Below are 12,666 nucleotides of genomic sequence, written 5' to 3' on the forward strand. Positions count from 1 at the left end.
TGACTTCGTTTCTCAGGAATTGAGAGCGGCCGAAGACCCAGAATTTGAAACCTTCTACACTAAAAATATTCTGCTTAACGAAGGTCTGAGAGCTTGGATGGCTCCCCAAGACCAACCCCACGAAAACTTTATCTTCCCTGAAGAAGTATTACCTCGCGGTAACGCTCTCTAAAGATGGCAAGAAAATTTACCGAATAGGGGGAAGGGTGAAGTTAAATCACCCTTCTTTTTTGTTGATTAAGGCACCTCAAGCAACTACTACTCATTTTCTTGATACCCCTGTAAGATAAACTAGAGAATTTCTTGGAGATTAAGACAATGTTTCGCCAAATTTTATTATCTAGTCTCAGTTTGTTGCTAATTTATCCCCTAGGGAGCGAGCCAGCAGCGGCCAGAACCACGAGAGTTAATTGTGAAAGTCAAAGCGGTCGCACTACTCGCTGTCCTGTGAACGCTAGATGGGCCCAAGTCAGATTAATCCGCACTCGCTCCGCTGCTCCCTGTGAGGGTAATTGGGATTTCCAAAACGGCAATATTGTGGTGAGAAATGGTTGTCGGGGCGAGTTTGAGGTACGCACCGACGACCATCACGGTAATTCTGGTGGCGGTTGGGACGGTAATGTTTATGAAGAATTTCGCCTCCCCAATATCGGTCGTTTTGTCGTTGATCGCCGCAGTTATTATGATAGTGGCAGAATTAGAGAATTTGATGCGATCGTTAATGGCAGTCGCGAGCGTTGGTGGGCCAATTGTCGTGGTGGCGAACTCGGCAGCGGTAGTCGTCGCATCCGCTCATCCCGGGAAATCGATCGAGTAGTGGACTTTGTTTGTGAGGATCGGGGTTAAATATAGAAACCAAAAACCTATCTAAAACCTTTTGAAGTTACTCATTTATATAGCTAGATAGCTAAAATGAGTAACTTTTGCCGAAGATAGATTTTAAGAACGTTATCAGGTAAGCTAAGACCCACTTTAACCGCCTATTTTTAGATTACCTGAATCTCTCCCAATCTCTTGACTTGCCTCGAACAGTGGCTTGAGAAAACTAAAATCCTTAAGATAACTGCTGTAAGAAACCCGTTTTCTTGATCTGCTGCTACAATTCAAGTAGATTGGAGGAAAATATATGGAGCCGGCAAACACCTTAGATGCTCTAATGCTCAAAACTATCATCAAGGAAAGCGTCCGCGAAGTTATGCGGGAAGAATGGTTTAAATTCTTCGAGATGCTGATTCCCTATGTTGATGATATAGAACAAGCTGACATAGAAGCAAACTTTAATCCTGTTGATTACAAAGACGACGGCTTCGTTGATATTACAGACTGGTTTGATCGTGAAGATCAGGATCAGTAAATCAGCCAATAAATTTTTGGAGAAACTAGATGCCAATAGCCGAAAATCTGTTTTGACTAAAATTAGTATTTTCAAAACCTGCCTTGAAACTCAAAACGTTTATCCCCCTGAAGAACTTGATATCAAAAAACTCAAAGGTGAGTTGAAAGGATTCTCCAGAATTCGTGTTGGCAAAATGCGAGTTATTTTTGAAATCGGCAAGGAGACAGACGAAATCTTTATTTATGAGATTAACTTTAGAGGCAATATTTACGATTAACTAAGCGATTAGCAACGTTCGGATTTACCAATTATTTTCGATACTTCTTTCCGCAGCCATCTAACTTTCATGAGTTAATTTAGCAAATACTGCTTCTTCTTCGTCAGCAAAGTATCCAGCTTCGACTGGGGCCACTGCTTTCTTAATTTTCTCGCCAGCAGCCAGAATAATCACCCGCTCTGGACGATTACTAGACTTCTGGCATAATTAACTTTTGAGAGTTCAAAAATGGGAAAAATAGGGATGAAGTTGCCTAAAATCTCTTTATGCCTAGTTCTCCTGACTACTGACTACTGGCTCCTTACTCCTCTCTCTGAGGTTTACTGGTCACTGATTACTGATTAGAGAATACCCGCATTAGAAAGACCGAGAACCAGTCCCGCACCGAGAATATGGCCAAAACTCATGGTAGCCAATAATTCTGGCAGACCGAAGCTTTTTTTCGAGGCTAACTGCGGTAAGGGTAAAGCAGGGCCGGCCCCGGTATTTTGGATGGCAAAATAACCGATAACGAACGCTACTAGGTTAGCTAAGGTCATGGTAATCCCGACGGATAAATTCCAGGGAATGGTTTGAGCAGTGGCTAAAAGTAAGGTGGAAGGGATCATTGGCGCTCCAGTCTTGATAAGATTTTGTTAATCACAGGGAATTATAAAAAGCTCTTGACCCGAAACTGCTTTTTGTTTGAATACTTAACAGTTTTTGTAACGTTTTGTGAATAAGATTAAATGCGAATTAAAATTTGCGGCATTACCCAACCAGACCAAGGACAAGCGATCGCTAATTTAGGAGCTACGGCCTTAGGTTTTATCCTCGTACCAAGTTCGCCTCGTTACGTCAAAATCGAGCAAATCAACGCTATTATCGCCGCAATACCCGACAAAATCGATTTGATCGGGGTTTTTGCCGACGAGCAACCGGAAATTATTCAGCAAATAATTGTTAAAACCCCCTTGACAAGCGTGCAGTTACATGGTATAGAATCTCCCGAATATTGCCAAAGGCTGCGGCAATTATTACCCGACCGGGAAATTATCAAGGCTTTGCGGATCAAAGACAGAGAAAGTTGGGAAAAGTCGGCAATTTACTTCAATAGCGTCGATACTTTACTTTTAGATGCCTACCATCCCCAATTACTCGGCGGTACGGGACATACCTTAGACTGGCAAGCCTTAGCCAGTTTTTCGCCCCCCTTGCCCTGGTTTCTCGCCGGAGGACTCAACCCCGATAATATTGGTGAAGCTTTAACCAGGCTGCACCCCCAGGGTATTGATGTCTCTAGCGGCGTTGAGCGATCGCCCGGTGATAAAGACCTCAAAAAAGTCGCCCTCTTGCTAGAGCGACTGCAAAAAATCAGTGATCAGTGATCAGTGATCAGTTAGAAGGTTTTGGGTGTTGGGGTTTTAGTTGAATTCCCCCATTTCCCCATTGCCCTGACTAGAAGAAATTAGGTTTATGACGGATCAGGTTAAGATACTCCTCGCGGGTTTTCTGCTCGTCTTGGAAGACTCCTAACATGGCACTGGTGACAGTCCAAGATCCCGGTTTCTGCACCCCGCGCATCACCATGCACATATGGGTTGCTTCCATGACTACCGCAACCCCTTGGGGGTCGAGAATTTCTTGAATCGCTTCGGCAATCTGACGGGTGAGGCGCTCTTGGACCTGTAAACGACGGGAATACATTTCCACAATGCGGGCCAATTTACTTAATCCGACCACCTTTTGATTAGGAATATAGGCAACGTGGGCCCGACCCATGAAGGGTAACATATGATGTTCACAGAGACTAAAGAAGTCAATATCGCGCACTAATACCATCTCATTATGACCTTCATCGAAAATCGCACCATTAACGAGGGTTTCTAGGGATTGTTGATAGCCCTGGGTGAGAAACTGCATCGCTTCGGCCACCCGTTTGGGGGTTTTTAATAAACCTTCTCTTTCGGGGTCTTCCCCCACCGAGATCAGGATATTTCTGACCGCATCCATCATCTGTTCTTTGTTTTCGTCGCAAGTCGGATGAATTTGGGCGGTTTTGCCATTGTGGGTGTTGCGATCGGGGCGAGTGGTCACGCGTGCTTGGATAGCGTCGGTTAGATTACCGTTTAAACCGTTAGAAGAAGCTATGGTCATAATGAGGATGCCTGTAGGCGAATTGATTGATAAATAGAAGTATTTCGGGTTATAATGCCCCCGCACTGGGCATAATGGTCATCGTTTCCACTACGGCCTGTTTGGGCAGTAACACCGCTTGCAGAATGGCCTGAGCGATGATATCCGGGGTTAACATGGCCGAGCGATCGAAATCTGCTTTGACGCTATCGCTGTCCCAGATGGGAGTATTGACAGCCCCGGGGGTGATAATCGTGACACGAATGGCGTTGGCCCGCTCCTCGATCGCTAAAATGCGAGAAAATGCCACTAATCCAGCTTTGCTGACACTATAGGCCCCCCAATCAGGAAAAAAATTATCGGCGGCGATCGAGGAAACGTTAATGATCGTGCCTCCTCCCTGTTGACGCATAGCAGGTAAAATTCCTTGCACACACTGATAAACACTGGTTAAATTCAGATCGATCACCCGCTGCCAGTCTGACAAAGGTGTGTCAGACAAGGAGTTTGTGTAACCCATACCAGCATTATTGATCAGGATATCGATCGGTCCGGATTCTTGGGCGATTTTAGCGATATTAGGAGCTACTTCCGGGATATCTGCCAAATCTAAGGGGTAAGCTTGGGCTGATACGCCTAAATCTGCCGCCATTGCCGCCACGGTTGCCAATTTTTGCTGATCGCGACCGATTAAAACCAGATTAATTCCCGCCTTGGCGAAAGCGAGGGCGGTTTCTTTGCCGATGCCGCTACTGGCTCCGGTGATCAGCGCTCGCTGTTGACGAATAACAGAGTTCATGGTATAGTTTGAAATCTCTTAATTCTTGGTAGTTAGGGCAAAATTTTGGCGGTTAGGGGGACCCTAGAAAGGTTTAAGGGAGTTGGGTTAGATCGGAGCAATTTTTCTCGTACCAAAATTGCTGCGGCCCACCCGGGCGGGGGGAAGCATTGACTATCGGGTAGGTTCAAGATTAAGAATCGTTACAAAATTTTACCTAGCCAATTATAGCACTGTTAAGTCAGAGATCACTAATTTTTGTGTATATTTAGATATCTAACCAGCGAGGGAAAAAAGCGGACTGGTTGGCAAGAATTGTTGAGGCTGCCTTGAAACTCCCTCCCCCCGCGCTGAAAACTACTCACCGGAGGAGATGGCAGCGGTGGGTTGAGTGCGATTGACAATCACCACTCGATCGCCGACAACGGGACTTCTAGCGAGGAGAATTCCCTCGTTATCCCTCATTTCCAAGCGGCGAAAATCGAGACTTTGGCAACGTTGAAAAACCGAATTAGCCAATTTATCCTGTTGTGATGCCTCGAGACTATACCAATTATCGCCCAAAATAACTACTAGACGACTAGCCAAAAAGTCCGCTTCTATAGTAGAAATAATCCCGGTGGGATAACGAGTAGTTAAATCGGTAATTTCCTCTTGAATAGCTGCGACTAAACTTTGTTCGGGAGTTAATCGTGGTTTTGCTTTAGTAATCGGGACGGGAATCGGTGCCTCTGGTGCGGTTAATTCTGGGGGAGTTTCGATAATTTCCCCGGCTGCCGGTGGGGGACTAGAGACAACTTCGGGCATATTTTCGGCAATTTCCGCCGGATTTTTCGGTAAACTGATCACGGCTACTAAGAGGATAGTGACTAAACTTCCTGTTAACAAGCCGGTGATTAACCAATCGGGAATTTTTTCGCTAATTCCTGCCGGTAAAAGTCGGCGAATTTTGTTCAAAATTGCCGTCCACCACCCTTCCACCTGCTCGAAATCCGGTAAAATATCGTCGATTCCCTCGGCTGCTTCGATGGGAGAATCTGGGGTTAAACTTTGCTCAACTCCGGCGAATTCGTCTGGTTTTAAAGCAGCGGCTAACTGTTGCGTTGAGTTAAGAAGATTATCAATAGCAACTTTTGGGGGTAACACTATCCCCGTTCCCGTGTTAAGTTGGGAAACGATCGAATTTAACTGCTCGATCGCCTCTTGTAGTCGGATCACCGTTTCTGCTTGGCTGAAATTCTCTCGCTCATTTGGTTGAGTCATAATCTTTCTTAACTCGCTGCCATTCTTTTTCAAAATATCATTCTATGCGCCGTTTTCTCAGTTTTTTAACCAGTATTTTCCTTGTCTTCCTAACTGCTTGTGGTAGTGTCACTCCCCCCCAAGAATTTGCCCCCCCTGGAGAAATCGTCACCAAAGCCCTTTTATTACAATTTCGTCACACATCCGATCGCCTTAGTCAATCTTTACAGATCGATGAGCCGTCGGTAAAAATTGCTAAAATTAATGTCACCAGTCTGGAACCGATTTATGTGGGTAATTTGCCCGCTTATCACTTGCAGGGAGATTACGATCTAACTCTACAATTGCCCCATCAAAAAGATACCAAACAACACAACAATTTTGATCTTTATTTACAAAGACAGATCGAGGGGAAAACTTGGCGTTTACTCGAAGAAGTTGCCTCCCAATGGCGCAGCTATTTAGTGAGATAACTGGAAAAAGCCCGGGGATTTTGCTAAGTAGCTGGTTATAATCAAATTGAAGATAGATTTTGGGTTCGATCCCCCCTGCCCCCCTTGATAAGGGGGGTGCCGATAGGCGGGGGGATCTACCCTTGATAAGGGGGGTGCCGATAGGCGGGGGGATCTACCTTAGCAATGACAATCCTCAAAGGGAAAATTTAGCGATCATGATTACCTGTCCTCGTTGTCAGCACAAGGTCGATAGTCAAGCCTTACAATGTCCCTACTGTGCTAATATTTTAAAGGCTTATGGTCATCCCGGCATGACCCTACATCAAGCTGTCACTGGCGAGTTTTTGTGTGAGACTTGTCTGTATCATGGCGATGATAGCTGTAATTTTCCCCAACGTCCCTACGCTACCAGCTGCACTTTATACAAAAATAGCCAAATAATAGCCGAAAAAATTCCTCCTCTCCCTCTTCCTAGGGTTTTTAAAAATTGGTGTCTCAGAAATAAGGGATTATTGCTATTATTAACCATGATTTTGGGCAGTATTACTTTGGCTTTTATAAACTCACGTCGTTAATTTTTTTGCTGGCGATCGAGCCTTGATATGAATCTAGATCGAACCAGAAAGTTGTGCCAATTCCCACTTCACTAATCAAATGAATTTGACTATAGTGTTTTTCGATAATATTTTTGACGATCGATAATCCTAATCCCGTCCCTTCTAGGGTATGAACGCGATTTTCTACCCGATAGAAGCGATCAAATATAGCAATTTGATCCTCGGCATCGATGCCAATACCAGTATCGGATACTTCCACGCGAATTTTGAGAGTTTCTTGGGGATTATCTTTGCTGATTTCATAGGCACGAATCACCACTTTACCGCCAGCAGGAGTAAATTTTAGGGAGTTACCGACTAGATTAGTTAATACCTGTAAGAGTAGATCATAATGACCTAAAATTGGCAGTAAATTGGCTTCAATGTCCGAGCTTAATTCTAGTCCTTTATCCCTAGCATTGAGTTGATAAGTCCTCAGGGTTTGTTCGATTAATTGTCCGATATCGAGCGCATCTAAGTTATAGTTACGCGAGGATTCTAACCGAGAAAGATCGAGAACATCATTAACCAAACGAGTTAAGCGATCGGTTTCATGATTAGCGGTTTCTAAAAACTCTCTTTTTTCTGTATCGCTGAGATCCTCACCAAATTCTGTCAGGGTTTCAATAAAAGATTTGATGTTAAATAAAGGGGTTCTTAACTCATGGGAAACATTGCTGATAAATTGACTTTTTGCCTCATTTAATTCTGTTTCTCTGGTAATATCCTGTAGCGTCACAGCAATTCCCCGGACATTCTCCCGATACTGATCGAATACCTGAGTTAACAAAATGCGAATTGTGCAGGGTTTCGGGTGAGTTAAAGACAATCTAAATTCCGCCGGGGAATAGTTATTATTTTCCTGATAAATAACAGCATTTTTCTGATTTTGATTAGCGGATTCTTCTGGTTGGAGGGTTTCTCCCGCCGCAATTTGATAGAGAGGTTTAGTTAGTTTAACCGTTAACTCCGAAGGAAAAAGATGTAGAACATTTTTACCGATAATTTCCTGATCTTCCCAGCCAAATATTTCCCGAGCTGCGGGATTAATCAATAATAATTGAAAGTTAGTATCTAAGAGAATTGCTCCATCAGCAATAGTGGACATTAACGTATCTAGTTTGGCTTTTTCGGCGGTCATTTCTTCGATATTTTGTTCCTCGTATCGTTCTAACTTTTCCGCCATTTCATTAAAACTGAGAATTAATTCCCCTAACTCTCCTCCCAGGGGTAAATCAACGCGCTGCTTAAAATTTCCCGCTGCAATATTTTTGACCCCGACTAATAACTCCTTGATTGGTTTGGTGATAGTTAAAGCATTAAAAACTGCCCCGAGAATCACCATGGCCCAAATCGAGACAAAAACGGCAATAGTAACATCACGGGTTAGATTAGAAGAAGCCACCACAATAGCGTTAGGATTGATCCCGATCGCCAATACTCCCAAATATTTGCCCTCATGATTCAAGGGAACAAAGACATCGGTTACTTCACCGTCGGGGGTTTTATGCTGACGGATGAGGGGAGTTTCCCCATTTTCGCCATAATTTTCCGGTAATTGAATGCGACGCTCGATCGTCAGGGAGTTCTTAACTTCGGCGGTAGAATAGGGAATGCCGAAAAATATTTCACCCTCCTCGTTAGCGTAGATCAAATAACGAACACTGGAGGTACTACTATAAAAACGGGCTGAAAAACGGGCTAAATCGGTTAAATTGTCCTCAGCAATGAGGGGGGAGACATTCGCGGCTAATAACAGCCCTAGATCCCTGCCAAAACGGGTATCATTGAGACGGACATCCTGCTGGATTGTGTTAACCGCCCAAAAGGTTAAACCACTCATCAACAAAGAGACGGCTAAAGTAGCCGCAGCCATTAATTTAGTTTGGAGAGTGAATTCGGACCACCAACGGGCGATCGCTTTTCGGAGAATGGGCAGAAAATTAAACACGGTTAGGCAGCATTAATCGGTGTTCTTAAGGAGTCTATCGCTCAAATCGCGGGTTAATATGATCATCTTAACTCATTATTAAGCTGGTAGCCGTTAAACCAGCACTAATCAAAGCCTAAGTCTCCGAGAAAGTTAAGAAATGCCCAAAAGCGCCAATAGTTCTAATTTTAGCCACCCCCGGTACTTCTGTGGTGTAAATACTGAACACACCTAAATTTTGCCGTTGACTAGAGGTTTCGATCGCTGGTTTTAAGATTTGATTTTTGATCACATTTCTGGCTGCCACCGGCAAAGAATCGATCGAGTCACAGAGACTGATTTTCTCGCAGGCGATTTTGTCGGCATGAGCGAGAAGTTTTTCGGCGGCGTATTCGCTGTAAAGTTCTTGGGGGGGATTGGTAAATCCCATAATCCCCGCTATTACCCCCAGGGCGATCGCTCCCTTGAAGAAATTACCCCCCATAGCTACTTAGCTCCTTGATTTTGTCTTCTCACTCTAATTTTGACAAGACATTTTCGATCTGGCTAGGGGGCAGTGTTAATTTCTTAAACCAATACCGGGTGCATAGCACTCTAGTACATTTCCCGTGAGACTGCAACTAACTAACAGATAATCACAGTGAGAACAGGCGGTGCTAACGAGATGGTGTTCTAAAATATGCTGTCTTTCGGCAAAATTTCCACAATTAGGACAGCGCACTTGTTGCAGGGTGATCATAGCAAACCTCATTAATTAGTTATGTTTTGTATATAAAGCTAGTTTTTCTTGATCCCAATCGGTTTAAGCCTATTTTTTCCTTGATCCCCATTATGAACTCGATCATCTGATCTGGCTAGTAATTTTTACTAAACTTTGCAATTTTTCTTGAAAAATTTAACAATTTCTTCCTAGGGTTTTTTACCGTGATCGGATATGTGTCGGTAATTTTGGCGAAGAGAAAGCCGGAAAGTAAACTCTTAAACTGCTAATCCCTTACTGCTATAATTACGGCTGAGATTATTGATTATCCTATGAAGTACGCTCTGGTTCACGAGTGGTTAACCCCAAAAGCGACGGGGGGATCGGAATTAGTGGTTAGGGAGATTTTACAATGTCTAGAGGCGGATTTATACGCTTTGATCGATTTTGAGTCCACTAATCCCGATAGTTATCTCTATGGTCGCTCGATCGGGACAACTTTTCTGCAAAATTTCCCGAAAGCGAGAAATGGCGTACAAAAATACTTACCTTTTCTTCCCTTGGCGATCGAGCAGTTAAATTTAGAGGATTATGATGTGATTTTATCCTCCTCCCATTGTGTGGCTAAAGGGGTTTTAATACGACCGGATCAGGTTCACATTTGTTATTGTCACACTCCGATGCGTTATGCTTGGGATTTAACTTTTGACTATCTGGCTAATAGTAAGTTAGGACAGGGATTACCCGGTATTTTCACCCGTTATCTTTTGCATGGTTTGCGTCAGTGGGATGTGATTTCTGCTAATCGTGTGGACTATTTTCTGGCTAATTCCCACCACACCGCTAGACGAATTTGGCGCTGTTATCGACGGGAGGCAAAAGTTATTTATCCTCCCGTACAAATTGAGCGTTTTCCCTACCAAGAGAAAAAAGAAGATTTTTATTTAGTAGTCTCTCGTTTGGTTAGTTATAAAAAAGTCCCTTTAATTGTGGAAGCGTTTAATCAATTGGGATTACCCCTAGTGGTTATTGGAGATGGTCCCCAGATGGCTTTAATTCGACAGTTAGCCAGGGATAATATTCAGATTTTAGGTGCGGTTTCTGATCGAATGGTAGCAGAATATATGTCGAGAGCAAAAGCGTTTATTTATGCTGCTTGTGAAGATTTTGGTATTGCTTTAGTGGAAGCGCAAGCTTGTGGTACTCCCGTGATTGCATTTGCTGCCGGAGGTGCTTTAGAAACCGTGCGGGATCTGCGGGAAAATTCTCCCCAGGGAACAGGATTACTTTTTGGGGAACAAAATCCCCAATCTTTGGTAGAAGCGGTTAAATATTTTGTGGATCAGGGTGATAGAATTGCTCCAGAAAGTTGTCGGCAACAGGCTAATAAATTCACTCCAGAGGTTTTTAGAAATGCTTATAGTTTGTTTATAGAGGAACAAATTAACTTAATGGTCAAACAATCCCAGCACTATAGCTGATCTTATTTTTTGTATCCTCAATTACGATTCAGCCACAAATAGGAGAATTTATTTTCACTTTTAGCATTGAAATATATCCTAAATTAGCACCATAACTACGGCCGTTTCTCAGATACATGAGGCTTGTTTTTACCTCTGAAATACTTGATTAGCCAAGATTAATCCGTACTTCACCTTTGCGACAAAGATTTGTCTGATTGACAAAATTAGATAAAAAGACGATACTTGTGATCGAAATAATTACTGGATGAGATTCTATGAGTATCCCTCAAAAACTGAGTAAAGATGCTTTGATAATGACGGCCGCTATCAATCCGGGAGCGACACCTTACGTCAAAATGTCCGATCCAGAAGAACGACTGTTTCAGTATTTATGTAGTTTAGTTTCCTGGATTCAATTTTCTAATATTTCACCAATTATTTTTTGTGAAAATACTGGCTATCACTACGACTACAGCGAAATTATTCAAATGGCTAAAAATTTTAATAAACATTTAGAAATTTTATTATTTGTAGGTAATAATGAGTCTTATAAATATGGCAAAGGCTGGGGAGAGGGAAAAATTATTGAATACGCATTTAAAAATAGTAAAGTTTTGCATCAGCAAAATCGCTTTTACAAAATTACTGGTCAATATTTTTTGAGAAATTGCAATGAAATTATCGATTTACATCAAGAATATGATAATATTTTCGTTCAAAGTAAAATTCGAGAAGAATACTCCGATAGATTATACAAATATCCTCCAAATATTAGCCCAACTGAAGCTTTAAGAATTACCTATCGCTCTTTACAAAAATCTTTATTCTATCTCAAAACAGGACAGGGATTTAGTAGGGCGAACGTGGATTATCGAATTAAAACATTTTTCTATAAAGCTAACATCAGATTTTTTCAAGAAAATCTTCTAAAATCTTACAAAAAAGTCAATGATCGAGAAGGATATGTTCTTGAAAAAGTTTATTGTGATGATTTAAAAAATCGAGATTTTCTCCAAAATTTTCTCCTCAAACCTCAGTTTATCGGTCGTTCAGGTACAGGAGGAGACTTACTCAGCGGCTTAGATTATGACGAATCTATTAAAACACTAGCGAGAAGATTAATGACTTAATCAAAAGATGTTTTTACCAGCAGGTAAATTCTAATAAATTTATCAGCTTGTCGAGTTGAGGAAATTTTGTCAAGACTAGGAGAGAAGAATCATGGCTACATACTGGAAAAGAATCAAAGTGGTTGCTTATATCGACTCAGGTTAGGGAAGATTTGAGAGTTTTTGTAGAATAAATATAAGTTGTGATGACAGAAAAGCGAGGATTATAGCCGTGCCTTGGAATCGAGTTAATCAATGGGTAGAGAGACGCTCTTTAGTGGCCCTAGAATCAGCTTATCAGAGAGCGCTAAAAATTAAAGCGATCGAAGATAAACATTTTGGGGGACAAAAAATTTCCCCAGCTGCCGTGGGAGGAAAAAGTGTTTATGATTACTTTCAAAGTACCCTAGAGCGAGAATTATTACAGATACGTTTCGATTTAACTCAAGTGCGTCTGGGTAATTTTCTTAACCTGCAAACTAACCCAGAAAATAATAACATCCTAGAGACTTTAAAGGCGATCAAGGATATTATCGGTAAATATCGCCTAGATTTAGGGGAATTGCTGCCCCCATTACCGAATAATCAAACCCCAAATCTGCCTAATACCAATCTCACCAGTGATAAACCCAGGGATAAAGATAACCAGATAATTTCTCCTGCAA

The 12,666-nt window shown here is 42.3% G+C and carries 17 protein-coding genes; 10 read left to right on the plus strand and 7 right to left on the minus strand.

What is annotated here, in order from left to right; genetic code table 11:
* The 4 genes from O9323_RS02280 to O9323_RS02295 form a co-directional block, all read left to right on the plus strand.
* A partial coding sequence (locus tag O9323_RS02280) for a photosystem II protein D2 (protein ID WP_271931852.1) occupies positions 1–172 on the plus strand: 172 nt, incomplete at its 5' end.
* A 146-nt stretch (positions 173–318) separates the two neighbouring features.
* Positions 319–846 carry a DUF3011 domain-containing protein gene (locus O9323_RS02285; RefSeq protein WP_002737001.1) on the plus strand — a complete coding sequence of 176 codons (528 nt, stop codon included), beginning with the start codon at positions 319–321 and terminating at the stop codon, positions 844–846.
* A 280-nt stretch (positions 847–1,126) separates the two neighbouring features.
* Positions 1,127–1,354, plus strand: a complete 228-nt coding sequence (locus O9323_RS02290) for a hypothetical protein (protein WP_002737434.1) — start codon at positions 1,127–1,129, stop codon at positions 1,352–1,354.
* Positions 1,311–1,613: a type II toxin-antitoxin system RelE family toxin gene (locus O9323_RS02295; protein ID WP_036390056.1), complete on the plus strand. Its 303-nt coding sequence runs from the start codon at positions 1,311–1,313 to the stop codon at positions 1,611–1,613. The genes O9323_RS02290 and O9323_RS02295 overlap by 44 nt, the downstream gene beginning before the upstream one ends.
* 341 nt (positions 1,614–1,954) lie before the next feature.
* On the opposite strand, the gene psaK is transcribed toward O9323_RS02295, so the two are convergent.
* Entirely contained in the window at positions 1,955–2,221 is a 267-nt protein-coding gene (psaK, locus tag O9323_RS02300; protein WP_002736399.1) for a photosystem I reaction center subunit PsaK, read from the minus strand.
* 120 nt (positions 2,222–2,341) lie between these two features.
* Between psaK and O9323_RS02305 the strand changes: the two genes are divergently transcribed.
* Positions 2,342–2,980, plus strand: coding sequence for a phosphoribosylanthranilate isomerase (locus O9323_RS02305; protein ID WP_149107560.1), 639 nt, complete (start codon positions 2,342–2,344; stop codon positions 2,978–2,980).
* A 70-nt stretch (positions 2,981–3,050) separates the two neighbouring features.
* Here the strand turns inward: O9323_RS02305 and folE are convergent, their stop codons facing one another.
* The 3 genes from folE to O9323_RS02320 form a co-directional block, all read right to left on the minus strand.
* Complete coding sequence (gene folE / locus O9323_RS02310; RefSeq protein WP_002751379.1) at positions 3,051–3,749, minus strand: GTP cyclohydrolase I FolE; 699 nt, start codon at positions 3,747–3,749, stop codon at positions 3,051–3,053.
* A gap of 49 nt (positions 3,750–3,798) precedes the next feature.
* Complete coding sequence (locus tag O9323_RS02315) at positions 3,799–4,527, minus strand: SDR family oxidoreductase (protein WP_002751380.1); 729 nt, start codon at positions 4,525–4,527, stop codon at positions 3,799–3,801.
* Between the two features lie 336 nt (positions 4,528–4,863).
* On the minus strand, positions 4,864–5,769 hold the full coding sequence (locus O9323_RS02320) for a hypothetical protein (protein ID WP_002751383.1): 906 nt from the start codon (positions 5,767–5,769) through the stop codon (positions 4,864–4,866).
* Between the two features lie 44 nt (positions 5,770–5,813).
* On the opposite strand from O9323_RS02320, the gene O9323_RS02325 reads away from it, so the two are divergent.
* Complete coding sequence (locus tag O9323_RS02325; protein WP_002737932.1) at positions 5,814–6,221, plus strand: hypothetical protein; 408 nt, start codon at positions 5,814–5,816, stop codon at positions 6,219–6,221.
* Between the two features lie 197 nt (positions 6,222–6,418).
* Complete coding sequence (locus O9323_RS02330; protein ID WP_002742007.1) at positions 6,419–6,778, plus strand: hypothetical protein; 360 nt, start codon at positions 6,419–6,421, stop codon at positions 6,776–6,778.
* Here O9323_RS02330 and nblS read toward each other — a convergent pair.
* The 3 genes from nblS to O9323_RS02345 form a co-directional block, all read right to left on the minus strand.
* Positions 6,759–8,750: a two-component system sensor histidine kinase NblS gene (nblS, locus tag O9323_RS02335; RefSeq protein WP_002735697.1), complete on the minus strand. Its 1,992-nt coding sequence runs from the start codon at positions 8,748–8,750 to the stop codon at positions 6,759–6,761. The genes O9323_RS02330 and nblS overlap by 20 nt on opposite strands.
* 115 nt (positions 8,751–8,865) lie before the next feature.
* Positions 8,866–9,213: a DUF4359 domain-containing protein gene (locus O9323_RS02340; protein ID WP_002737573.1), complete on the minus strand. Its 348-nt coding sequence runs from the start codon at positions 9,211–9,213 to the stop codon at positions 8,866–8,868.
* Positions 9,214–9,288: 75 nt separating this feature from the next.
* Positions 9,289–9,468 carry a hypothetical protein gene (locus O9323_RS02345; RefSeq protein ID WP_002738058.1) on the minus strand — a complete coding sequence of 60 codons (180 nt, stop codon included), beginning with the start codon at positions 9,466–9,468 and terminating at the stop codon, positions 9,289–9,291.
* A gap of 293 nt (positions 9,469–9,761) precedes the next feature.
* Here O9323_RS02345 and O9323_RS02350 point away from each other — a divergent pair, with 293 nt between their 5' ends.
* From O9323_RS02350 to O9323_RS02360, 3 genes are all read left to right on the plus strand, one after another.
* Entirely contained in the window at positions 9,762–10,910 is a 1,149-nt protein-coding gene (locus tag O9323_RS02350) for a glycosyltransferase (protein ID WP_002751387.1), read from the plus strand.
* A gap of 257 nt (positions 10,911–11,167) precedes the next feature.
* On the plus strand, positions 11,168–12,022 hold the full coding sequence (locus tag O9323_RS02355; protein ID WP_002751389.1) for a hypothetical protein: 855 nt from the start codon (positions 11,168–11,170) through the stop codon (positions 12,020–12,022).
* Between the two features lie 211 nt (positions 12,023–12,233).
* On the plus strand, positions 12,234–12,666 hold a 433-nt coding region (locus O9323_RS02360; protein WP_288124635.1), incomplete at its 3' end, for a proton extrusion protein PcxA.

The organism is Microcystis sp. LE19-131.1A (assembly GCF_027532015.1).
Classification (GTDB): Bacteria; Cyanobacteriota; Cyanobacteriia; order Cyanobacteriales; family Microcystaceae; genus Microcystis; species Microcystis ichthyoblabe_A.

Excerpts from the sequence above, each read along its gene's own strand:
- O9323_RS02285 (WP_002737001.1), top strand. The coding sequence starts at position 319 with ATGTTTCGCCAAATTTTATTATCTAGTCTCAGTTTGTTGCTAATTTAT.
- O9323_RS02290 (WP_002737434.1), top strand. The coding sequence starts at position 1,127 with ATGGAGCCGGCAAACACCTTAGATGCTCTAATGCTCAAAACTATCATC.
- psaK (WP_002736399.1), bottom strand. The coding sequence starts at position 2,221 with ATGATCCCTTCCACCTTACTTTTAGCCACTGCTCAAACCATTCCCTGG.
- O9323_RS02305 (WP_149107560.1), top strand. The coding sequence starts at position 2,342 with ATGCGAATTAAAATTTGCGGCATTACCCAACCAGACCAAGGACAAGCG.
- folE (WP_002751379.1), bottom strand. The coding sequence starts at position 3,749 with ATGACCATAGCTTCTTCTAACGGTTTAAACGGTAATCTAACCGACGCT.
- O9323_RS02315 (WP_002751380.1), bottom strand. The coding sequence starts at position 4,527 with ATGAACTCTGTTATTCGTCAACAGCGAGCGCTGATCACCGGAGCCAGT.
- O9323_RS02320 (WP_002751383.1), bottom strand. The coding sequence starts at position 5,769 with ATGACTCAACCAAATGAGCGAGAGAATTTCAGCCAAGCAGAAACGGTG.
- O9323_RS02325 (WP_002737932.1), top strand. The coding sequence starts at position 5,814 with ATGCGCCGTTTTCTCAGTTTTTTAACCAGTATTTTCCTTGTCTTCCTA.
- O9323_RS02330 (WP_002742007.1), top strand. The coding sequence starts at position 6,419 with ATGATTACCTGTCCTCGTTGTCAGCACAAGGTCGATAGTCAAGCCTTA.
- O9323_RS02340 (WP_002737573.1), bottom strand. The coding sequence starts at position 9,213 with ATGGGGGGTAATTTCTTCAAGGGAGCGATCGCCCTGGGGGTAATAGCG.
- O9323_RS02345 (WP_002738058.1), bottom strand. The coding sequence starts at position 9,468 with ATGATCACCCTGCAACAAGTGCGCTGTCCTAATTGTGGAAATTTTGCC.
- O9323_RS02350 (WP_002751387.1), top strand. The coding sequence starts at position 9,762 with ATGAAGTACGCTCTGGTTCACGAGTGGTTAACCCCAAAAGCGACGGGG.
- O9323_RS02355 (WP_002751389.1), top strand. The coding sequence starts at position 11,168 with ATGAGTATCCCTCAAAAACTGAGTAAAGATGCTTTGATAATGACGGCC.